Here is a 23757-nt window from a genome sequence, read left to right on the forward strand (position 1 = left end):
CGGAATAAGAACACGTGTCGAACTGGCCTCTACTCTCCATCCTGATCTGGCTGCCGATCATCGGCGGCGCCCTGGTGCTCGCCCTGCGTGATGCGCGTGCGGCGCGCTGGGCGTCGCTGCTGGTGGCGTTGCTGACCTTTGCGCTCAGCCTGCCGCTGCTCACCGGTTTCGACTACGCCAGCGACGCGCTGCAGTTCGTCGAGACCCATGCCTGGATCCCGGCATACGACATCGGCTACAACCTCGGCGCCGACGGCATCGCGGTGGCGCTGATCGTGCTGACCACGCTGGTCACGGTGCTGGCGCTGATCGGCGCGTGGACCTCGATCGACAAGCGCGTCAACCAGTACGTGGCCGCGTTCCTGATCCTGGAAGGCGTCACCGTCGGCATCTTCTCCGCCACCGACGCGATGCTGTTCTACGTGTTCTTCGAGGCGATGCTGATCCCGATGTTCCTGATCATCGGCATCTGGGGCGGCCCGCGCCGCATCTACGCCGCGGTCAAGTTCTTCCTGTACACCTTCCTCGGCTCGGTGCTGATGCTGGTCGGGTTGATCTACCTGTACCTGAAGGGCGGCAGCTTCCAGCTCGCCGACCTCTACCAGCTCTCGCTTACGTCCAAGGAGCAGACCTGGCTGTTCTTCGCCTTCCTGATCGCCTTCGCGGTCAAGGTGCCGATGTTCCCGGTGCACACCTGGCTGCCGGACGCGCACGTGGAAGCGCCGACCGCCGGTTCGGTGATCCTGGCGGCGATCGCGCTGAAGATCGGCGGTTACGGCTTCCTGCGCTTCAACCTGCCGATCCTGCCCGACGCCAGCAACGAGTGGGCGTGGCTGGTGATTGCGCTGTCGCTGATCGCGGTGATCTACGTCGGCCTGGTCGCGCTGGTCCAGGACGACATGAAGAAGCTGATCGCATACTCGTCGATCGCGCACATGGGCTTCGTCACCCTCGGCACCTTCGTCGCCTTCGCCCTGGTCGGCTTCGGCAGCACCGATGCGGCCCGGCTGGGCCTGCAGGGCGCGATGGTGCAGATGATCTCGCACGGCTTCGTGTCCGGCGCGATGTTCTCCTGCGTCGGCGTGCTGTACGACCGCATGCACACCCGCCGCATCGCCGACTACGGTGGCGTGGTCAACGTGATGCCGTGGTTCGCGACCTTCGCGATGCTGTTCTTCATGGCCAACGCGGGCTTGCCGGGTACCAGCGGCTTCGTCGGCGAGTTCATGGTCATCATGGCCAGCTTCCAGGCGCATCCGCTGCTGGCCTTCGGCGCGGCGACCACCCTGGTGATCACCGCCGCCTACACCCTGTGGCTCTACAAGCGCGTGTTCTTCGGCGAGGTCGCCAATGCGCACGTGGCCGAGCTGAAGGACATCAACGGTCGCGAGGCGCTGGTGCTGGGCGTGTTCGCCGCCGGCGTGCTGGCCCTGGGCCTGTATCCGAAGCCATTGACCGACCTGATGGAGCCCTCGATCGCGAAGCTGGCGGCGCAGATCGCCACCAGCAAGCTGTAAGCGGCCGTCGAGCGTATTGATTCCAGAGATTTGATGATGACCACCCCTGCGCTGCTGCCTCTGACCACCGTCGACCTGCCGCCCCTGCTGCCCGAGCTGGTGCTGACCGCCGGTGCCTTCTTCCTGCTGATGCTCGATCTGTTCATCAGCGAGCGCAACAAGGCCTGGACCCACATCGTCTCGGTGGCGATTCTGGTCGCAGTGTTCGCGATGTTGCTGGCCGGCGTGGGCGGGCAGGGCGAGGTGTTCAACGGCATGTTCGTGCGCGATGCCGCCGCCGACGTGATGAAGACGGTGATCGTCGGCCTCAGCGCGCTGACCCTGATCTACGGCTGGAGCTACCTGCGCGAGCGCAAGCTGTACCAGGGCGAGATCCCGGTGCTGGTGCTGTTCGCCACGGTCGGCATGATGATCCTGGTCTCGGCCGGCAGCCTGCTGATGGTCTATCTGGGCCTGGAACTGCTGGCGCTGTGCTCCTACGCGCTGGTCGCCTCCAACCGCGACAACGGCATGGCCACCGAAGCGGCGATGAAGTACATCGTGCTCGGTTCGCTGGCCTCGGGCTTGCTGCTGTACGGCATGTCGCTGATCTACGGCGCCACCGGCACGCTGAGCCTGAGCGGCATCCACGAGGCGGTCGGCAGCGGTCGCGAGCACATGCTGCTGCTCACCGGCACGGTGTTCATGATCGCCGGTGTCGCCTTCAAGCTCGGCGCCGCGCCGTTCCATATGTGGCTGCCGGACGTCTACCAGGGCGCCCCGGCGCCGATCGCGCTGTTCATCAGCTCGGCGTCCAAGCTGGCCGCGTTCGGCATGGCCTATCGTCTGCTGGAAGTGGGTGTGGGCCCGCTGGCGGCGCAGTGGCACTGGGTGATCGGCGGCCTAGCGGCGCTGTCGCTGGTGGTCGGCAACCTGATGGCGGTGGCGCAGAGCAACCTCAAGCGCATGCTGGCGTACTCCACGGTCTCGCACATCGGCTTCCTGCTGTTGGGCGTGGCCGGTGGCGGCGAGCGCGGCTATGCGGCGGCGCTGTTCTACGCGATCTGCTACGCGGTGATGTCCACCGCCTCGTTCGGCGCGATCATCGCGCTGTCGCGCAAGGGCTTCGAGGCCGAGAACATCGACGACTTCAAGGGCCTGAACGCGCGCAACCCGTGGATGGCGCTGCTGGTCCTGTGCATCATGGCCTCGCTGGCCGGCGTGCCGCCGTTCCTGGGCTTCTGGGCCAAGTTGGCGGTGCTGGGCGCGGTGGTCGCGGTGCCCGATCAGAACCTGTGGTGGACCGGCCTGGCGGTGCTGTCGGTGCTGTGCGCGGTGATCGGCGCCTTCTACTACCTGCGCGTGATCAAGGTGATGTATTTCGACGAGCCGGTCGGCACGCCGCTGCCGGCCAACGACGACCGCGTGCTGGGCGTGGCGCTGGGCGTCAACGCGCTGGGCCTGCTGGCCTTCGGCCTGGCCTGGAGCCCGCTGATGGCGTGGTGCCAGCGCGCCTTCGCGCACCTGGCCTGATCGCGCGAAAAGGCGGTTTTCCCGCTGTTTCCGCCAGCGCCGCCGCAAGGCGGCGTTGGCGTTTTTGCATTCGACGATGCGATTGTTGTTTCGTTTTCCATCGTGTGCGGTTATCATGGCGTCCTTCGAACGGCAGCGTCGCTACCGCATCGAGATGAAATCAGGGCTTGCAATTGGCGCACTGATTCTTCATAATTCCGCTTCTGCTGCGGGGTGGAGCAGTCTGGCAGCTCGTCGGGCTCATAACCCGAAGGTCGCAGGTTCAAATCCTGCCCCCGCTACCATCTTTGTCTGCAGCGGCAACCAGTGCATCGGTTGTCTGCCGCAGGAAAGTTTGGGCTTCGCGATGACGCATGTTCCCGTCGTCGCAACCGGAATCCAGCGTGACCGGAGTTTTACCGGACAAGGGGCCCAGAGGGCCCTTTGTCGTTTTCGGGGTCCGGGAAATGCACGCAACCGATACTTCAACCCTTCAGATGCAAGGCAGGCTGTGAGCGACAAGGCAAACGAAATCGCGACGTTGCTGGGCCCGACCGTGGACGCGTTGGGCCTGGAACTGCTGGGCGCGGAATATCTGCCGGCTCCCGGTGGCGCCACGCTGCGCCTGTATATCGACGTGCCGCTGGCCGAGCAGCCCGAGCGTATCGTCAACATCGACGATTGCGAGCGGGTCAGCCGCGAGGTCTCGGCGCAACTGGACGTGGAAGACCCGATCAGCGGCAACTACACGCTGGAAGTGTCCTCGCCGGGCGTTGACCGGCCGCTGTTCAGCGCCGAACAGTTCTCCCGCCACCTGGGCGAATCGGCCAAAGTGGTGTTGAAGTTGCCACAGCAGGGCCGTCGGCGCCTGCAGGGGCGTATCGTGCAGGCCGACGCCGCTGCCGGCCGTATCACCTTCGAGGTCGACGGCGCCGAACTGGCGGTGGACTTCGACAACATCGACAAGGCGCGGATCATGCCCGACTGGGCGGCGCTGGGCCTGGCGCCGACCAAGCCGGGCAAGGGGCCGAAGCCGGCCGGCAAGAACGCAAAATCCAATAAGAAACCATCCAACGAACCGGCGGCCGACGAGGCTGCGCGCGGAGCGAAAGAATGAGCAAGGAACTGTTGCTGGTAGTCGACGCGGTGGCCAACGAGAAGGGCGTGCCGCGCGAAGTGATCTTCGACGCGATCGAGGCCGCATTGGCGTCGGCGGCGAAGAAGCGCTACCCCGACCAGGACGTGCTGACGCGCGTCACCATCGACCACAAGGACGGCAACTACGAAACCTTCCGGCGTTGGGAAGTGGTGGCCGACGACGTGGTGATGGAATCGCCCGACCGGCAGATCCGCCTGATGGACGCGGTCGACGAGGCCGAGGGCGTGGATGTCGGCGACTACATCGAAGAGCAGATCGAGAATCCGGACTTCGGCCGCATCGCCGCGCAGGCCGCCAAGCAGGTGATCGTGCAGCGCGTGCGCGAGGCCGAGCGCCAGCAGGTGGTGGACGCGTGGAAGGATCGCGTCGGCGAACTGGTCACCGGCGTGGTCAAGCGCGCCGAGCGCGGCAACATCTATGTGGACCTGGGCGGCAACGCCGAGGCCTTCATCCCCAAGGACAAGGGCATTCCGCGCGACGTGCTGCGCGCCGGCGACCGCGTGCGCGGCTACCTGGCCGAAGTGCGTTCGGAGCCGCGTGGCCCGCAGCTGTTCATCAGCCGCGCCGCGCCGGAATTCATGATCGAACTGTTCAAGCTGGAAGTGCCGGAAGTGGGCCAGGGCCTGGTCGAGATCAAGGCCTGCGCACGCGATCCGGGCGACCGCGCCAAGATCGCGGTGCTGGCGCACGACACCCGCACCGACCCGATCGGCGCCTGCATCGGCATGCGCGGCTCGCGCGTGCAGGCGGTGTCCAACGAGCTCAACGGCGAGCGCGTGGACATCGTGCTGTGGAACGACAACCCGGCCAACTTCGTCATCAATGCGATGGCGCCGGCCGAGGTGCAGTCGATCATCGTCGATGAAGAAAAGCATTCGATGGACCTGGCGGTGGCGGAAGATCGCCTGGCCCAGGCGATCGGCAAGGGCGGCCAGAACGTGCGCCTGGCCAGCCGCCTGACCGGCTGGCAGCTCAACGTGATGACCGCCGAGCAGGTCGCGGCCAAGTCCGAAGCCGAGCAGGCCGTGGCCCGCCAGCTGTTCATGGACAAGCTGGAAGTAGACGAGGAGATCGCCGCGATCCTGGTCGCCGAGGGCTTCAACTCGGTCGAAGAAATCGCCTACGTGCCGGTCGGCGAGCTGCTGGCGGTGGAAGGTTTCGACGAGGACATCGTCGAGGAACTGCGCGCCCGTGCCCGCGACGCGCTGCTCAACGAGGCACTGGCCGCCGAGGAGAGCGACGACGACGGCGTGCCGGCGGCGGACCTGCTGTCGCTGCCGGGCATGGACGAAGCCACCGCCTACGCGCTGGCCGGCCATGGCGTGCGGACAAGTGAGGACCTGTCGGATCTGGCTGCCGACGAAATCCTCGAGTTCGGCATCGAGGACCTGGACAAGGACCGCGCCGCGGCCCTGATCCTGGCCGCCCGCGCCGAGGAGATCGCCCGCCTGGAGCGCGGCGAATGAGTCAGCGATGAATGCCGCCCTGACCCGATCAGGGCTTAGAATCCGCGCTACCTTCGCACGCGGCGAGGGGGCGCCAACCAGATCATAGGATCCGAATGTCGCAGCAAACCACCATCCGCAAGCTGGCCGAACTGGTTAACACGCCGGTCGAGAAACTGCTGGTTCAACTGGCCGACGCCGGGATGAAGTTCAGCGGTCCCGACCAGGTCGTCACCAGCACCGAAAAGATGAAGCTGCTGGGCTTCCTGCGCCGTACCCACGGCAAGACCGACAAGCCGGTCGAGGAAGAGGCCCAGGCGGCGCCGAAGAAGATCACCCTGAACCGGCGCAAGCTGCAGGAAGTGACGGTCAGCGCCGGGCGCAGCAAGACCACGGTCAATGTCGAGGTCCGGCAGAAGCGCACCTACGTGAAGTCGGCCGAGGACCTGGCCGCCGAGCGTGCGGCGCCGTCCGCGGGCGGACGGGTGGACGACGAGCGCGCCGAGATCCTGCGCAAGCTGGAGGAATCCAAGCAGCGCAACCTGGCCGAGCAGCAGAAGCTCGCCGAGCAGGACCGTGCACGCGCCGAGGAAATCGAGCGCAAGCGCAAGGCCGAGCAGGACGCGCGCGAGCGCGCCGAGGCCGAGCAACGTGCGGCCCAGGCCGCGCTGGACGCCGAATCGGCGCCGCCGGCGGCGGCCCCGTCCGCGCCTGTCGCCGACCGCAACGCCGCTGCCGCGCCGCGCGCGCCGCGTCCGCCGATGGCGCCGCGTCCGGCCGGCGCCGCGCACCCGGCCAAGCCGGCGGCGCCGCGCAGCGACGACCGCAACAACGCCAACAACAAGCACAAGACCCGCGGCTCGCACGTGATGGTCGCCGGGGTCGAGGACGACGACAGCACCAGCCGCTTCGCCGGCCAGCTGCATCTGTCCGCGGCCGACCGCGCGCGCCGTTCCAACGTGCGCGGCAAACCGCGCGGCGGCAGCCACAGCGGCGGCCGTCGCCAGGCCGAACCGTCGCGCAGCGGCGGCGGCGCGCACGGCTTCGAGCGTCCCACCGCACCGGTGGTGCGCGAAGTGGCGATCGGCGACACCATCACCGTGGCCGACCTGGCGCAGAAGCTCGCGCTGAAGGGCGGCGACGTGGTCAAGGCGCTGTTCAAGATGGGCGTGATGGCCACCATCACCCAGTCCATCGACCACGACACCGCGGCGCTGGTGACCGAAGAGCTCGGCCACAAGCCGGTGCGTGCGGGCAGCGCCGACGCCGAGGACGCGCTGCTGGCGCACACCGAGGACGCGCAGGGCGAGAAGCTGCCGCGGCCGCCGGTGGTCACCATCATGGGCCACGTCGACCACGGCAAAACCTCGCTGCTGGACTACATCCGCCGTACCAAGGTCGCCTCCGGCGAAGCCGGCGGCATCACCCAGCACATCGGCGCGTACCACGTCGAAACCGATCGCGGCGTCATCAGCTTCCTGGACACCCCGGGCCATGCCGCGTTCACCTCGATGCGCGCACGTGGCGCCAAGCTCACCGACATCGTGGTGCTGGTGGTCGCGGCCGACGACGGCGTGATGCCGCAGACGGTCGAGGCGGTCAAGCATGCGAAGGCGGCCGGCGTGCCGCTGATCGTGGCGGTCAACAAGATCGACAAGTCCGGTGCCGATCCGCTGCGGGTCAAGAACGAACTGCTCGCGCAGGACGTGGTCGCCGAAGAATTCGGCGGCGACACCCAGTTCGTCGAACTCTCGGCCAAGACCGGCCAGGGCATCGACGTGCTGCTGGACGCGATCTCGCTGCAGGCCGAAGTGCTGGAACTGCGGGCGGTGGCCGAAGGCCGCGCCAGCGGCGTGGTGATCGAGTCCTCGCTGGACAAGGGCCGCGGCCCGGTGGCGACGGTGCTGGTGCAGCAGGGCGCGCTGAAGAAGGGCGACTACCTGGTATGCGGCATCCAGTACGGCCGCGTGCGTGCGCTGTTCGACGAGACCGGCAAGCAGCCCGATTCGGCGGGTCCGTCGATCCCGGTGCAGGTGCTCGGCCTGTCCGGCGTGCCGGATGCCGGCGACGACTTCGTGGTCGTCGACGACGAGCGCCTGGCCAAGGACGTGGCGCAGCAGCGCGAGACCAAGCGCCGCGAATCGCGCCTGGTGTCCTCGGCGGGCAGCCGCATGGAAGACATCATGTCGCAGCTCGGCAAGGGTGAGGGCCAGCTGTCGCTGAACCTGGTGATCAAGGCCGACGTGCAGGGTTCGGTGGAAGCGCTGAAGCAGTCGCTGACCGCGCTGTCCAACGAGCAGATCCGCATCAACGTGATCCACTCCGGCGTGGGCGGCATCACCGAGTCCGATGCGAATTCGGCGCTGGCGTCCAAGGCCACGGTGATCGGCTTCAACGTGCGTGCCGACGCCTCGGCGCGTCGCATCATCGAGACCAACGGCATCGACCTGCGTTACTTCTCGATCATCTACGACGTGATCGACCAGGTGAAGCAGGTGGCGTCCGGCCTGCTGGGCGTGGAGATCCGCGAAGAGATCATCGGTATCGCCCAGGTGCGCGACGTGTTCCGCAGCTCCAAGTTCGGCGCCGTCGCCGGCTGCATGGTGGTGGAGGGCGTGGTCAAGCGCAACAAGCCGATCCGCGTGCTGCGCGACAACACCGTGGTGTTCGAGGGCGAGCTGGAATCGCTGCGTCGCTTCAAGGAGAACGTCGACGAAGTGCGCAACGGCACCGAGTGCGGTATCGGCGTGAAGGCCTACAACGACGTCAAGGCCGGCGACCAGATCGAGTGCTTCGAGCGCATCGAAGTGCAGCGTACGCTTTAAAAGCCGGGACCCGGGACCCGGGACCCGGGACCCCGGAAAAGCAAGAGCCACGAGCAGCGGCCCTTGCTTTTCCGGGTCCCGGGTCCCGAGTCCCGGGTCCCGAATAATAGATTCCGGACCCATCATGCCTACAAAGTCTTTCCACCGTACCGATCGCGTGTCTGCGCAGATCCGTCGCGACCTCGGCACGATCGTGCATGCGGCCGTGCGCGATCATGGCCTGCCGTCGGTCAGCGTGTCCGACGTCGAAGTCACCCGCGATCTGGCTCATGCCAAGGTGTTCGTCACCGCGCTGATGCAGGAGCGCTCGGCCGAGGCGGTCAAAGGCCTGAAGGAGCTGGCGCCGCAGCTGCGCAGTGAACTGGCGCGGGCGATGAAGCTGCGCCACGTGCCCGAACTGCATTTCCACTACGACGATTCGGTCGATCGCGGCGAGCGCATCGACAATCTGCTGCGCGACATGCCCGAGCTGCAGCAGGGGCAGGACGACGACGGTCGTGCCGTCGACGACGGCGAAGCGCCGCGCAAGGACTGAGTCCGCCGCCGATGCCGCGGCATCGGTGTCCAGTGTTTGAATGCGGGCGCCGCGCGTGAGCGTCCGTTTCGCAGCTACGATCGCGGCGCTCTTTCATCCGTACGGCGTTCCGCTGTTCCTTGCGCGCCTGCGCGTTCCGCCCGTGCCGTTCGCAAGCGCCCGGCAGATGCCGGATTCGCCACTCCCGAATCCCCAATCCCCAATCCCCAATCCCGCCCGCACCCCCATGCCTGTCTTCGGCCCGCGCCTGCCCCGTATCGTCTTCCGTCGCCTCGACGGCATCGTGCTGCTCGACAAGCCGATCGGCATGAGTTCCAACGCGGCGCTGCAGGCGGCGCGGCGGCTGTTCCGTGCCGAAAAGGGCGGTCACACCGGCAGCCTGGATCCGCTCGCCACCGGCCTGCTGCCGCTGTGCTTCGGCGAGGCGACCAAGCTGGCCGGGCTGCTGCTCGGGTCGGCCAAGGCCTACGAAGCGGAGGTCGTGCTCGGCGTCACCACCGACAGCGACGATGCCGAGGGCGCGGTGCTGCGGACCCGGCCGGTGCCGGCGCTGGATGCGGCGGCGTTGGAGGCCGCGCTGGCACCATTGCGCGGGCGCATCCGCCAGCGCGCACCGATCTACTCCGCACTCAAGCAGGGCGGCGAGCCGCTGTACGTCAAGGCGCGCCGTGGCGAGGCGATCGAGGCGCCGGAGCGCGAGGTCGAGGTGCACGCGATCGACGTGCTCGCCCACGCCGGCGACCGCCTGCGCCTGCACGTGGCCTGCGGGTCCGGCACCTACATCCGCAGCCTGGCCCGCGACCTGGGCGAGGCGCTGGGCTGCGGCGCCCATATCGCCGCGCTGCGGCGGCTGTGGGTGGAGCCGTTCCGGACGCCGCAGATGGTCACCCTGGAGCACCTGCAGCAGCTGGCCGCGCAGGATCCGGCGGCACTGGAGGCGCTGCTGCTGCCGCTGGCCGCCGGCCTGGCCGATTTCCCGCCGCTGCGCCTGGAGTCTGCTGCGGCGCAGCGCTTCCGCATGGGCCAGCGCCTGCGCGATCCAGCCTGGGCGCCCGGCCTGGCCGCGGTGTTCGACGCCGACGGCATCCCGCTGGGCCTGGGCCAGGTCGATGCCAGCGGGCTGCTGGCACCGCAGCGCATGTTCAATCCGTGACCGCGACGCGGTCGCGTCGGGTGTTGCCTGACTGTCGTTCAGTCATGACGCCGTCTTAACACCTTGTTCCTCCGGGCCGAGGCCGGTACAATTTCGCGGCCTTTCCGGCACGCTGCGCTCCGGCGCAATCCTTCGCAATCGGCGAGCCAGGCGGTGCGTCCTCTGCACGTTCCTGCCGGCCCCGCATCTCAGAGAAAACATCCCATGTCCATCGACACCCAGAAAGTCATCGAAGAAAACAAGCGCGGCGCTGCCGACACCGGTTCGCCGGAAGTCCAGGTCGCCCTGCTGACCGCCCGCATCGAACTGCTGACCGGCCACTTCAAGACCCACAAGAAGGACCACCACAGCCGCCGCGGCCTGCTGCAGATGGTCAACCGCCGCCGCAGCCTGCTCGACTATCTGAAGAAGAAGGATGGCGAGCGCTACAAGGCGCTGATCGAGAAGCTCGGCCTGCGTCGCTGAGTCAACGAACCCCACCGCGGCGCAGCGATGCGCCGCGGTTTTGTTTTGGGTAGTACCGTGGCCCGGGGATCGCTCCGTGCCACCGGCCGGATCCTCCCGGCCACCCGCCAGCGGCATGGGCCGTCAGCGGTCCATTTGCAGACAGCATCATCCAAGGAAACCCCGTGGCAAAAATCACCAAAACCTTCCAGTACGGCAAGCACACCGTCACCCTCGAAACCGGCGAGATCGCACGCCAGGCCGGCGGTGCCGTCATCGTCAAGATGGACGACACCGTACTGCTGGTCACCGCCGTCGCCGCCAAGAGCGCGCGCGAAGGTCAGGACTTCTTCCCGCTGACGGTCGACTATCAGGAGAAGTTCTACGCCGGCGGCCGCATCCCCGGCGGCTTCTTCAAGCGCGAGGGTCGTGCGACCGAGAAGGAGACGCTGATTTCGCGTCTGATCGACCGTCCGATCCGTCCGCTGTTCCCGGAGGATTACAAGAACGAAGTGCAGATCATCGCCACGGTGATGTCGATGAACCCGGACATCGACGGCGACATCGCCGCGCTGATCGGCGCCTCGGCCGCGCTGTCGCTGGCCGGCACCCCGTTCAACGGCCCGATCGGCGCCGCCAAGGTCGGTTACAAGAACGGCGAATACATCCTCAACCCGACCGTGTCGGAGCTGAAGGACTCGCAACTGGAGCTGGTCGTCGCCGGTACCGCCAACGCGGTGCTGATGGTCGAATCCGAAGCCGCGCTGCTGTCGGAAGACGTGATGCTGGGCGCGGTCACCTTCGGTCATCGCGAGATGCAGAAGGTCATCAACGTCATCAACGAGCTGACCGTCGAAGCCGGCACCAAGCCGTCGGACTGGGTCGCCCCGGCCAAGAACGAAGCCATGATCGCCGCGCTGAAGGAAGCCGTCGGCGAGCAGCTGGCCGCCGCGTTCCAGGTGCGCGACAAGCTGCAGCGCCGCGATGCGATCTCGGCGATCAAGAAGGACGTGCTGGCGCAGCTGGCGCCGCGCGCCGCCGCCGAAGGCTGGGTCGCTGCCGACCTGTCCAAGGAGTTCGGCGAGTTGGAATACCAGACCATGCGCGGTTCGGTGCTGAGCACCAAGGTGCGCATCGACGGCCGTGCGCTGGACACCGTGCGCCCGATCAGCGTGCAGGCCGGCGTGCTGCCGCGCACCCACGGCTCGGCGCTGTTCACCCGCGGCGAGACCCAGGCGATCGTGGTCACCACGCTGGGCACCGCCCGCGACGGCCAGGTGATCGACGCGGTCTCCGGCGAGTACAAGGAAAACTTCCTGTTCCACTACAACTTCCCCCCGTACTCGGTGGGCGAGTGCGGCCGCTTCGGCGCGCCCAAGCGTCGCGAGATCGGCCACGGCCGCCTCGCCAAGCGCGGCGTGCTGGCGGTGATGCCGACCATGGAAGAGTTCCCGTACACCATCCGCGTGGTCTCGGAAATCACCGAATCCAACGGTTCCTCGTCGATGGCCTCGGTCTGCGGTTCGTCGCTGGCGCTGATGGACGCCGGCGTGCCGGTGAAGGCGCCGGTGGCCGGTATCGCCATGGGCCTGGTGAAGGAAGGCAACGACTTCGTGGTGCTGTCGGACATCCTGGGCGATGAAGATCACCTGGGCGACATGGACTTCAAGGTCGCCGGTACCGCCGAGGGCGTGTCCGCGCTGCAGATGGACATCAAGATCGAAGGCATCACCGAAGAGATCATGAAGCAGGCCCTGGCCCAGGCCAAGGCCGGCCGCCTGCACATCCTCGGCGAGATGGCCAGCGCGCTGACCACCCCGCGTTCGGAACTGAGCGACTACGCGCCGCGCCTGCTGACGATCAAGATCCACCCGGACAAGATCCGCGAAGTGATCGGCAAGGGCGGTTCGACCATCCAGGCGATCACCAAGGAAACCGGCACCCAGATCGACATCCAGGACGACGGCACCATCGTCATCGCCTCGGTCAACGCGATCGCCGCGCAGGCCGCCAAGGCGCGCATCGAGCAGATCACCTCGGACGTCGAGCCGGGCCGCATCTACGAAGGCAAGGTCGCCAAGATCATGGACTTCGGCGCGTTCGTGACCATCCTGCCGGGCAAGGACGGCCTGGTGCACGTCTCGCAGATCTCCAGCGAGCGCGTGGAGAAGGTCGGCGACAAGCTGAAGGAAGGCGACGTGGTCAAGGTCAAGGTGCTGGAAGTCGACAAGCAGGGCCGCATCCGCCTGTCGATGAAGGCCGTGGAAGAAGGCGAGGGTGCGTCGGCCGAATAAGCCGCACGCTGCCAGCGTCGTCTCAGGAAAAAGCGGGCTTTTCGCCCGCTTTTTTCTTGCCTGGCGTCTGCGCAGGCGCGACGGGGCGTCAACGGTAACGTCCCGTTGCGGCTGAAGCCGCTCCCACGCAGGATGACGGAGCGCGCTTGGCCCGCGACTTGGCCGAGGCTGTCAGCGATCGCTGGAGCACATCTGCAGATGCGCTGACAGCGGCCCAGGGTCGGCGAGGTGGTGTCGCGCTGCCCGTAGCGCAGGCTTTCACAGGAGCGGCTTCAGCCGCGACCGGGCCGGCATGACGATCTATTGGCAATGCCTTGTCGGGGGAGTTCCCGAACCAGGGACAAGCGCCGCGCCTGCGGTGGGCGCACTCAGCCGATGCCGTCGCCGATCGCCGGATAGCGCGCCAGGTGCGCCGACAGCGGCCCGGGATGGGCGAGCTGGTAGCCCTGGCCGTAGCGCGCGCCCAGCGCCTGCAGCGTCGCCAGTTCGCTCTCGGTCTCGATGCCTTCGACGACCACGTCGGCATTGGTTTCCGCGGCGAAGGACAGGATCGCCATCGCCAGCCGCTGCCGGCGCGGTTCGGCGTCGATGCCGCGGGTCAGGGTCAGGTCCAGCTTGATGATGTCCGGCGCCAGGTGCAGCAGGTGGCGCAGGCTGGCGAAGCCAGTGCCGGCATCGTCCAGGGCGATGCGCAGGCCTTGCCGCTGCAACTGGCCGATGTGTTCGGACAGGCGCGGATAGTCCGGCGCCTGCAGTTGTTCGGTGATCTCCAGCACGATCCGTGACAGGTCGTGGCCGTGCAGCAGCGCCTGCAATTGCGGATGCAGCAGCGTCGGCGCGGACACGTTGATCGCCAGGTACAGCGGCGCCGGCAATTGCGCCAGCAGTTCCAGTGCCTTGCGCGCGGCGGCCAGTTCCAGCTCCAGTGCCAGCCCGACCCGGCTCGCGTCGTCGAACCAGCGCAGCGGCGGCAGCGCCGGATTGGCCGGAAAGCGCGACAGCGCTTCCACGCCGACGATGCGTTGCGATGCCAGCGCCAGCACCGGCTGGGTCACGATCTGCAGGCGCGCACCGGCGATGGTTTCGCGAATGCGGGTGGCGATCGCCGCCTTCTCGCGGAACGCGTGTTTCTCCACGTCCTGGCGGCGCGCGACGTCGGTCTGCAGCGCGGCGCGGTCCATCGCCAGCGCCAGCGTCGCCCCGACCAGGGTCGCCAGCAGTTCCAGCGTACGCACGTCCTGCGCGCTGTAGGCGTTGGGTTGCGGCGCCAGCACCTTCAGCACGCCGATGCTGCGGTCGCCGTAGCGCAGCGGCACCACCAGCATCGAGCGCAGGCCGATGCGGCGGCAGGCCTCGCGATCCACCCGCGGATCGATTTCCGAATCGTCGCAGCGCAACACCTGGCCGCTGCGCATACACAGGCCGGACAGGCTGCCGTTGCTGGGCAGGCGCAGGCCGAGGTGACGCTCGGCGACACCACTGGCCGACCAGTACAGCATGTCGTTGCCGTCGCACATCTCCACGACGGCGCCGTTGGAGCGTGTCAGCTCCTGCGCGCGGTGGGTGACCACATCCACCACCTGCAGCGGATCGCCGCCGGCCGCGGCGATCTCGCCTTGGGCCAGGATGATGCGCGACAGCAGCGCCGCGTCGTCCTGCGTCGCGGCGGAGGCGTGCTGGATGAGGTCCGAAACGTCGGATGCCTTGGCCATGTCCGCATCATGTGGCAATGCGTCGGAGGACGGCAATCGGGTGGCGCACGCGTGGCGTAGGCAGCGCGTGGAACTGATCGCTCCATCACGCTGCGCAACCACTTACGCTCTGTCGTTGGAGTCGCCCTTGCGCGGTTTGCCGTACAGGCTGCGCAACTCGTCCTTGGCCTGCTCCAGGATCTGCCGGCGCTGCGCCGGCAACTGATCGCCGGCGCGATTGATGTAGAAGGTCAGCATCGACATGGCCGAACGATACGGACCGGTGCGGCGGCGTGCGTGCAGGTCGGCCGACTGCTTGAGCGCGCGTGCGATCGCGGCCGGATCGTTGCCTTCGAACACGTTCGGCGCGACGCCAAGCGATTGTGGCGCTTCGCTGCCGCGGCGCTGGCTCAGGTCGTTGTTGGAAAGGTACGGGCTGCTCTGTGCCATTGGTGATGCTCCTTGGCGATGGCGGGTGGAGAGGTGCAATGCATGCGCAGTCCGGCAATGCAGGACCCGATGGCGGATGCCGCCGCCATCGCTGCCGCGCGCCAGAGGCGACGGCAGATCGACATCGAAGGGAGACGGAGCGGAGGCGACGCGAACACATGCCGCCGCGATCGCGTGCGCGGGTCGTGGAGCGTCCCGCGCGCGTAATGGGCGAAGCCGTTGTTCGCTGGTGTTGCCGTGCCGCATTCGTTCCCAGAAGCGAAGCTCGCGTGTGTTTCGCAAAACCTAGGCCGGGTTACGTGATGCCGTCGACAACATAACCGCGCGGCGCGGAGCGGGTGGTAGACATTATGTCGTTCGATGAACGCTTAATGGAAAAACCCCTGAAAAACAGGGCTGGCGCGCTCGTACGCTTGATTGCCTGGATAACGTCACCATTTTCATTGCCGAGGCGATGGCGCGGGACATTCGCGTGGACAATGCGCACAGGCCGCATCGCTGACGCGCCGCATGTCGGCGGCACAGGAGATCGCATGTCGTTGGCGCAGATGCGCTTCCATCCTGCCGTTGCCCGCTGGTTCGAACAGCGTTTCGCTGCGCCCACGCCGGCGCAGGCGGCGGCATGGCCGGCGATCCAGGCCGGACGGCATACGCTGGTCGCTGCGCCGACCGGCTCCGGCAAGACCCTCACTGCATTCCTCGCCGCGCTGGACGCGCTGGTGCGCGAAGGCCTGCGCGAAGGCGGCCTGCAGGACCGCACCCAGGTGCTGTACGTCTCGCCACTGAAAGCGCTTTCAAACGATATCCAGCTCAATCTCGAGGCGCCGTTGCAGGGCATTCGCGCCGAACTGGCGGCACTGGGCCTGCCGGATGTGCAGATCCGCACCGCGGTGCGCACCGGCGACACGCCGCAGCGCGAGCGCGCGCAGGCGCGGCGGCGCCCGCCGCACGTGCTGGTGACCACCCCCGAGTCGTTGTACGTGCTGCTGGGGTCGGTGTCCGGACGCGAGACGCTGCGCCATGTGAGCACGGTGATCGTCGACGAGATCCATGCGCTGGCGGCGAACAAGCGCGGCAGCCATCTGGCGCTGTCCCTGCAGCGCCTGCAGCATCTGTGCGAGGTGCCGCCGCTGCGCATCGGCCTGTCGGCGACGCAGAAGCCGATCGATGCGGTCGCGCGCTTCCTGGTCGGCAGCGCGGCGGTGCACGATGGCGAGGCGGATTGCGCCATCGTCGACATCGGCTATGCACGTGCCCGCGACCTGGCGCTGGAGGTGCCGCCGACGCCGCTCAGCGTGACCATGTCCGCCGACCAATGGCAGCAGGCCTATACGCGCCTGGCCGAGCTGGTGCGCGCGCACCGCACCACCCTGGTGTTCGTCAACACCCGGCGCATGGCCGAGCGCACCGCGCGGCATCTCGGCGAGCTGCTCGGCACGCAAGCGGTGGCCGCGCATCACGGCAGCCTGGCGCGCGAGACCCGGCTGCTCGCCGAGCGCCGGCTCAAGGCCGGCGAACTGCAGGTGCTGGTGGCCACCGCGTCGCTGGAACTGGGCCTGGACATCGGCGACGTCGACCTGGTGTGCCAGCTCGGCTCGCCGCGTTCGATCGCCGCGTTCCTGCAGCGCGCCGGCCGTTCCGGGCATGCGGTGGGCGGCACGCCGAAGGCGCGGCTGTTTCCGCAGTCGCGCGACGACCTGGTCGAGTGCGCGGCCTTGCTGGATTGCGTTCGCCGCGGCGAACTGGACGCGCTGCGCATGCTCGATGCGCCGCTGGACGTGCTCGCCCAGCAGCTCGTCGCCGAGGTGGCCTGTCAGGAGTGGGAGGAGGACGCGCTGTACGCGCTGGTGCGTGGCGCCTGGCCGTATGCGGGATTGCCGCGCGCGCAGTTCGACGCGGTGCTGCGCATGCTCAGCGAAGGGTTCAGCACGCGGCTGGGGCCGCGCGCCGGCTACCTGCATCGCGATGCGGTGCATCGCCGCGTGCGCCAGCGCCGCGGTGCGCGGATGGCGGCGCTCACCTCCGGCGGGACCATCCCCGAGACCGGCGACTACAGCGTGGTGCTGGAGCCGCAGGCGCAGACCATCGGCACGGTCAACGAGGATTTCGCGGTGGAGAGCCTGGGCGGCGACGTGTTCCAGCTCGGCAACGCCAGCTACCGCATCCTGCGCGTGGAAGCGGGGCGGGTGCGGGTGGAGGACGCGCGCGGCGCGCCGCCCAACATCCCGTTCTGGATCGGCGAAGCGCCCGGGCGCAGCGACGCCTTGTCGCTGGGCGTGTCGCGGCTGCGTGCCGAAGTCCAGCAGGCTCTGGAGCAGGGCGCGGCGGCGCAGGCGCTGCAGTGGCTGTGCGGACCACTGGCGCTGGATGCCGCCGCCGCGCAGCAGATCGTCGACTACCTCGGCCGCGCGCATGCGGCGCTGGGCGCCTTGCCGACCCAGCAGTGCATCGTGCTGGAGCGCTTCTTCGACGCCACGGGCGGTACCCAGCTGGTGATCCACAGCGTCTACGGCAGCCGCATCAACCGCGCCTGGGGCCTGGCCCTGCGCAAGCGCTTCTGCCGCACCTTCAATTTCGAACTGCAGGCGGCCGCGACCGAGGATGCGATCGTGCTGTCGCTGTCGACCCGGCACAGCTTCGCCCTGGACGAGGTGGCGCGTTACCTGCGCGCCGCCTCGGCGCTGGACGTGCTGGTGCAGGCACTGTTGGACGCGCCGCTGTTCGGCGTGCGCTGGCGCTGGAACGCCACCAACGCGCTGGCATTGCCACGCTTCACCGGCGGGCGCAAGGTCGCGCCGCAACTGCAGCGGATGAAGTCCGAGGATCTGCTGGCCACGGTGTTCCCCGACCAGGTGGCCTGCGCGGAGAACCTGGTCGGCGAGCGCGAGATTCCCGAGCATCCGCTGGTGGCGCAGACCTTGCGCGATTGCCTGGACGAGGCGATGGACAGCGCAGGTTGGCTGCAACTGCTGCGCGGCATCGAGGCCGGGGAGGTGCGCGTGCTGGCGCGCGAACTGACCGCGCCCTCGCCGCTGGCGGCCGAGGCGCTGGACGCGCGGCCCTATGCCTTTCTCGACGACGCCCCGCTGGAGGAGCGGCGGACCCAGGCGGTGCACAGCCGCCGCTACCAGGATCCGGACAGCGCCGACGATCTGGGCCAGTTGGATCCGCAGGCGATCGCGGCGGTGCGCGAGGAGGCCTGGCCGCAGCCGCGCAGCCGCGACGAGATGCACGAGGCGCTGCTCACGCTCGGGGTGCTGAGCACGGACGAGGCCGCTGCGCAGCCGCAGTGGCGACAGTGGTTGGGCGAACTGGCCACCGATGCGCGCGCCACCTGCCTGCATGGCGTCGACGGTGCCGCCGCAGCGCTGTGGGTGACGGCCGAAGCGTTGGCGGCGGTGGCGCCGCTGTACCCGCAGGCCAGCGCGCAGCCGGTGATCGCCGTGCCCGACGGCTACGTGGTGGCCGACTGGGAGCGCGACAGCGCGTTGCGCGAGTTGCTGCGCTGGCGTTTGGCCGGCCTGGGCCCGGTCACCGCCGAGGCGCTGGCAGCGCCGCTGCACCTGCCGCTGCGCGAGGTGCAGGCCGGGTTGCTGGCGCTGCAGCAGGACGGCTATGTGCTCGGCGGGCGGTTCAGCGCCGACGCCGATGCCGAGGAATGGTGCGAGCGGCACCTGCTGGCGCGTATCCACCGCTACACCCTCGGCCGCCTGCGTCGCGAGATCGAGCCGGTGGCGCCGCGCGACTACGCCCGCTTCCTGTTCCGCTGGCAGCACCTGGATGCGCAGGGCCAGGTGGAGGGCGCCGAGGCGCTGGCCGGGGTACTGGCGCAACTGGAAGGTGTCGAGGCCGCGGCGCCGTTGTGGGAGGCGGAACTGTTGCCGGCACGTGTGCGCGACTACCGCCCGGCCTGGCTGGACGATGCCTGCAGCGCCGGACGCACGCTGTGGACGCGGCTGCGCCCCGGCGCCGGTGGCGCCGCGCCGACGTTGCGCAGTACGCCGATCCTGCTGCTGCCGCGGCGCAACGCCGGACAGTGGTCGCGGCTGTCGCCGCCTGCGGAAGCCGACGCGCTCGGCTCGCGCGCGCGCAAGGTCGCCGACCATCTCGCCGCGCACGGCGCCTCGTTCTTCGACGAGATCGCCGAGGCCACCCGGCTGCTGTCCACTGAACTGGAGACGGCGCTGGCCGAGCTGGTCGCCGCTGGCCGGGTCCATTGCGACAGCTACGCCGGCCTGCGCGCACTGCTGGTGCCGCCATCGAAGCGACCGTCGGCGCTGTCGCGGCGGCGGCCGCGCATGGCGCTGTATGGCGGCATCCAGGACGCCGGGCGCTGGACGCTGTTGCGGGCCGGCGCCGAGGCCGACGACCCGGCCGCGCGCAGCGAGGCGGTCGAGCACGTCGCGCGGACCCTGCTGCGCCGCTACGGCGTGGTCTGCTGGCGTCTGCTCGAGCGCGAGGCGGCGTGGTTGCCACCGTGGCGCGAGTTGCTGCGGGTCTACCAGCGCCTGGAGGCGCGCGGCGAGATCCGCGGCGGGCGCTTCATCGACGGCCTGTCCGGCGAACAGTTCGCCCTGCCGGACGCGATCGGCCTGCTGCGGCACCTCCGCCGCCAACCCGGCGACGGCAGTTGGGTGTGCGTGGCCGCCGCCGATCCGGCCAATCTGCTCGGCAGTGTGCTGCCCGGCACGCGGGTGCCGCGGGTGGCGGGCGCGCGCGTGCTGTATCGGGATGGCGTGCCGATGGCGAGCTGGGTCGGCGAGCGCTTCGAGCCGCTGCAGGACATGAATGCCGAGGAGCTCGCGCGTGCGCAGCGACTGTTGCGCGGTGGCGCCGCGGCGGAATGGCGAGTGGTCGCGGCGCTGCCGATGGCATGAAGGCGCTGTGCCACACCCATGTGCACACACCGCGGCAGCGGGTATATCGGCGCTGCTTTCACGTTCTGTCTACAAATTAAAGGGGTTGGCATCCCACTTCGTCTTCGATGCAAAACCGCGAGCATCTGCCCTTGCAGAACAACTGCGGCATCCGCGCCACAAGCGCCGATAAAGCGTCTTCACACGCGCCAAGTGCGGCGGTGCAACGCCTGTTGCGCATTCATACAGTGCCCTCGCAATGCCTGCGATATGCGGAATTCCGCAGTTTTCACGCGATTTAAAGGCACCGTCAATAGCGCCGATAGCCCTCACGCACAGACGTTGCGGCGCAGCGTTCTCGCTCGCAACGGAGCGAATGTGTCCACTCCGCGAGGCACTGCGGAAGACGGCCGGAGGCGCTGCCTGGCGCAACCGGACACACACAGAATCGGGGTACACCATGTTGGGCAATATGAAAATCGGGGTCAGGCTGACGGCGGCATTCCTGATCGTGGCGGCGATCGGCGCATGCATTGGCTGGGTCGGCATCCGCAACTCGGGCCGGATCAACGACTACGCCACGGCGCTGTACGAGCGCGAGTTGCTCGGCCTGTCGCACCTGAAAGAGGCCAACATCAATCTGATCAACGCCGGCCGTTCGCGCGCCAACCTGCAGTTGGCCAGCACGGCGGAAGATCGCGCCAAGCATGTCGCCAGCCTCGACAAGTACACCGCCAAGGTGGTCGAGCACATGGACAAGGCCAGGACCTCGTTCGACGACCCGGACACGCTGGCCAAGCTGGCCCGCTTCGACCAGGTGTGGAAGACCTATCTGGAGCGGCGTGGCCAGTTCGTCGACTCGGTGATGCGCGAGCCGCTGCCGGAAGGCAATGCGCAGCTGGCGGAACTGTCGAAGGGCGTGCGCAGCAGTTCCGACGAACTGGATGCGCTGATGTCGGAGCTGAGCGAAACCAAGGAGGCCAATGCCGCGCTGGCCAACGATGCCACCGACGCGATCTACGCCAGCAGCACCCGCACCATGCTGGCCATCGTGATCGGCGGCGTGCTGCTCGGCGTGGGCCTGGGCGTGTTCATCAGCCGCAGCGTGACCCGGCCGATCGGCAAGGCGGTCAGCGTGGCCAATGCGCTGTCCGAGGGCGATCTGAGCATGTCGATCGATGTGCGTGGCCGCGACGAGACCGCACAGTTGCTCCAGGCGATGCAGCGCATGGTCGCCAAGCTGCAGCAGGTGGTCGGCGAGGTCAATGCCAGTGCGCAAAGCCTGGCCGGCGCGTCGGAGGAAGTCAGCGCCACTGCGCAGTCGTTGAGCCAGGCCTCGACCGAACAGGCCGCTGGCGTGGAAGAGACCAGCGCCTCGCTGGAACAGATGACCGCCTCGATCGCGCAGAACACCGACAACGCCAAGATCACCGACAGCATGGCCGCGCAGGCGGCCCGCGAGACCCTGGAAGGCGGCGAGGCGGTGGTGGCCACGGTGGCGGCGATGAAGCAGATCGCACACAAGATCGGCATCATCGACGACATCGCCTACCAGACCAACCTGCTGGCCTTGAACGCGGCGATCGAGGCCGCGCGTGCCGGCGAGCACGGCAAGGGCTTTGCTGTCGTGGCGGCGGAAGTGCGCAAGCTGGCCGAGCGCAGTCAGGTGGCCGCGCAGGAGATCGGCGAGGTCGCCGGCTCCAGCGTGGAACTGGCCGAACGCGCCGGTCAGCTGCTGGAAACCATCGTGCCCAGCATCAAGAAGACCTCGGACCTGGTGCAGGAAATCGCCGCCGCCTCGCAGGAACAGTCGTCCGGCGTCACCCAGATCAATGCGGCGGTGGTGCAGCTGAGCCAGATCACCCAGCAGAACGCGACCGCCTCCGAAGAGCTGGCGGCCACCGCCGAATCGATGAGCACGCAGGCGGTGCAGTTGCAGGACAGCATGGCCTTCTTCCAGTTGTCCGCCGCCACGCGCCGCGCCACGCAGATGCCGGATGAGGGCGAGGCGGCGCTGTCGCTGCGTGCCGCCGGCTCGCGCTGGGCGACGCGTGCGCCGTCCGCCGTCGCGCGCCGTCCCGGCGCAGGCAATCGCGACCGCAGCGAAGCGCTGCTGGGCCGCGCCTGATCCATTCCCTGGCGGCGCCGCTCGCGCCGCCAGTTCCGTGTCGCTGTCGTTGTCACAACTGCCCCATGTCGGGAGAGTGCCGTGCTGAAGAATCTCAAGATCGCAACCAAACTCTACGGTGGCTTCGCCGTGGTCCTGTGCATCCTGCTGGCCTTGGCCGGCGTCGCCTACTTCAACGTGTCCGCGTTGTCGCAGGCCAACTACTGGAACACCCACACCTACAAGGTGATCGCCGAAGTCGATGCCGCGCTCAGCAGCCTGATCAACATCGAGACCGGCACGCGCGGTTTCTCGCTGACCGGTGAGGATGCGTTCCTGCAGCCCTACCGCGACGGCGTCGCCAGCTTCGACAGCCACCTGCGCACGGCACAGGAGCTGACCGCCGACAATCCCAAGCAGCAGGAGCGCCTGAACGCGCTGAAGCAGACCCAGGCGCAATGGCTCAGCCAGGCGGTGCATCCGCAGATCGCGCTGCGCAAGAACGTCAACGAGGGCCAGGCGACGATGGAGGCGCTGGCCGCATCGGTGCGTGCCTCCAAGGGCAAGGCCTACATGGACGCGATGCGCGACCGCATGGCCGAAGTGCGCCGCGCCGAGAGCGAACTGCTCGCCGTGCGTGCCGCCGAGGCCGAGCAACTGCAGCAGCGCACCAACCTCACCCTGATCGTCGGCAGCCTGGTTGCGGCGCTGTGCGCGTCGCTGATCGGCTTCCTGATCGCGCGCTCGCTGATGAGCGAACTCGGCGGCGAGCCGAGCACGGTGATGGAAGTGGCCTCGCGGATCGCGCGTGGCGATCTCACCGTGCAGGTGCCGACCCGGCCCAACGACAGCACCAGCGCGATGGTGGCGCTGCAGGCGATGGTCGAGCGGCTGGCGGAGGTGGTGGGCGAGGTCAACGCCAGCGCGCAATCGCTGGCCGGCTCCTCGGAAGAAGTCAGCGCCACCGCGCAATCGCTGAGCCAGGCCGCCACCGAGCAGGCCTCCGGCGTCGAGGAGACCAGCGCCTCGCTGGAACAGATGACCGCGTCCATCGCGCAGAACACCGACAACGCCAAGGTCACCGAGGGCATGTCGGCGCAGGCGGCCAAGGAGGCGGTGGAGGGCGGCGAAGCGGTGCTGGCCTCGACCCATGCGATGAAGCAGATCGCACAGAAGATCGGCATCATCGACGACATCGCCTACCAGACCAACCTGCTGGCGCTGAACGCGGCGATCGAAGCCGCACGCGCCGGCGAGCACGGCAAGGGCTTCGCGGTGGTGGCGGCGGAAGTGCGCAAGCTGGCCGAGCGCAGCCAGGTCGCGGCGCAGGAGATCGGCGAAGTCGCCGCCAGCAGCGTGGGCCTGGCCGATCGGGCCGGCAACTTGCTCGGTACCATCGTGCCGAGCATCAAGAAGACCTCGGATCTGGTGCAGGAGATCGCCTCGGCCTCGCAGGAGCAGTCCTCCGGCGTCACCCAGATCAACCTGGCGGTGGCCCAGCTCAGCCAGGCCACGCAGCAGAACGCGGCGGCCTCCGAGCAGTTGGCGGCGACTGCCGAGCAGATGAGCACCCAGGCCGAATCGCTGCAGCAGGCAATGGGCTTCTTCCGCCTCAACCGCGAACAGGACCTGGCAGCGCCGCGCCGCGCCGCACCGGTGGCGCCCAGGCCGGCGGCCACGCGCCCGCTGCGCAATGCCGGCAAGGCCCTGCGCCCGCGTGCACGCGCGGTTCCGGCCTACGCGCTGGCGGATGCGCCGGACGAAGGCCAGTTCGTCAATTTCTGAAGGGG

14 protein-coding genes and 1 tRNA gene are annotated in these 23757 nt (G+C 68.3%); 13 read left to right on the plus strand and 2 right to left on the minus strand.

Annotation, left to right across the window (positions count from 1 at the left end):
- The first annotated feature begins 14 nt into the window (after positions 1-14).
- The 10 genes from GGR71_RS06730 to pnp all read left to right on the plus strand — a co-directional run bounded on the left by GGR71_RS06730 (position 15) and on the right by pnp (position 12863).
- Positions 15-1517 (plus strand): NADH-quinone oxidoreductase subunit M, encoded by a 1503-nt coding sequence (locus GGR71_RS06730; RefSeq protein ID WP_160963000.1) that lies wholly within the window; start codon positions 15-17, stop codon positions 1515-1517.
- A gap of 36 nt (positions 1518-1553) precedes the next feature.
- Complete coding sequence (gene nuoN, locus GGR71_RS06735) at positions 1554-3029, plus strand: NADH-quinone oxidoreductase subunit NuoN (protein ID WP_184451751.1); 1476 nt, start codon at positions 1554-1556, stop codon at positions 3027-3029.
- 207 nt (positions 3030-3236) lie between these two features.
- A tRNA-Met gene (locus GGR71_RS06740) sits at positions 3237-3313 on the plus strand.
- Between the two features lie 206 nt (positions 3314-3519).
- Positions 3520-4125, plus strand: a complete 606-nt coding sequence (gene rimP, locus GGR71_RS06745; protein WP_048489479.1) for a ribosome maturation factor RimP — start codon at positions 3520-3522, stop codon at positions 4123-4125.
- A complete protein-coding gene (nusA, locus tag GGR71_RS06750; protein ID WP_160963004.1) occupies positions 4122-5633 on the plus strand; it encodes a transcription termination factor NusA in 1512 nt (503 codons plus the stop codon). Before rimP ends, nusA begins: the two co-directional genes overlap by 4 nt.
- Before the next feature lie 95 nt (positions 5634-5728).
- Positions 5729-8437 (plus strand): translation initiation factor IF-2, encoded by a 2709-nt coding sequence (infB, locus tag GGR71_RS06755; RefSeq protein ID WP_160963006.1) that lies wholly within the window; start codon positions 5729-5731, stop codon positions 8435-8437.
- Between the two features lie 124 nt (positions 8438-8561).
- Positions 8562-8972: a 30S ribosome-binding factor RbfA gene (gene rbfA, locus GGR71_RS06760; RefSeq protein ID WP_160963008.1), complete on the plus strand. Its 411-nt coding sequence runs from the start codon at positions 8562-8564 to the stop codon at positions 8970-8972.
- Positions 8973-9198: 226 nt separating this feature from the next.
- Positions 9199-10125, plus strand: a complete 927-nt coding sequence (gene truB / locus GGR71_RS06765; RefSeq protein WP_160963010.1) for a tRNA pseudouridine(55) synthase TruB — start codon at positions 9199-9201, stop codon at positions 10123-10125.
- Between the two features lie 204 nt (positions 10126-10329).
- On the plus strand, positions 10330-10590 hold the full coding sequence (gene rpsO / locus GGR71_RS06770) for a 30S ribosomal protein S15 (protein ID WP_003467392.1): 261 nt from the start codon (positions 10330-10332) through the stop codon (positions 10588-10590).
- A gap of 164 nt (positions 10591-10754) precedes the next feature.
- The gene (gene pnp / locus GGR71_RS06775; protein ID WP_160963012.1) at positions 10755-12863 is read left to right on the plus strand and encodes a polyribonucleotide nucleotidyltransferase; all 2109 of its coding nucleotides are present in this window, start codon (positions 10755-10757) and stop codon (positions 12861-12863) included.
- Between the two features lie 368 nt (positions 12864-13231).
- Here pnp and GGR71_RS06780 read toward each other — a convergent pair whose 3' ends face one another.
- Positions 13232-14575: a sensor domain-containing phosphodiesterase gene (locus tag GGR71_RS06780; protein ID WP_160963014.1), complete on the minus strand. Its 1344-nt coding sequence runs from the start codon at positions 14573-14575 to the stop codon at positions 13232-13234.
- 102 nt (positions 14576-14677) lie between these two features.
- Complete coding sequence (locus tag GGR71_RS06785; protein ID WP_160963016.1) at positions 14678-15004, minus strand: DUF3175 domain-containing protein; 327 nt, start codon at positions 15002-15004, stop codon at positions 14678-14680.
- A gap of 533 nt (positions 15005-15537) precedes the next feature.
- Here GGR71_RS06785 and GGR71_RS06790 point away from each other — a divergent pair.
- The 3 genes from GGR71_RS06790 (at position 15538) to GGR71_RS06800 (ending at position 23752) form a co-directional block, all read left to right on the plus strand.
- Positions 15538-19881 (plus strand): DEAD/DEAH box helicase, encoded by a 4344-nt coding sequence (locus tag GGR71_RS06790; protein WP_184451753.1) that lies wholly within the window; start codon positions 15538-15540, stop codon positions 19879-19881.
- 439 nt (positions 19882-20320) lie between these two features.
- Positions 20321-21988, plus strand: a complete 1668-nt coding sequence (locus GGR71_RS06795; protein ID WP_160963020.1) for a methyl-accepting chemotaxis protein — start codon at positions 20321-20323, stop codon at positions 21986-21988.
- Positions 21989-22069: 81 nt separating this feature from the next.
- Complete coding sequence (locus GGR71_RS06800) at positions 22070-23752, plus strand: CHASE3 domain-containing protein (protein ID WP_160963022.1); 1683 nt, start codon at positions 22070-22072, stop codon at positions 23750-23752.
- The last annotated feature ends 5 nt before the right edge of the window (positions 23753-23757 follow it).

It is taken from the genome of Xanthomonas sp. F1, assembly GCF_014199855.1.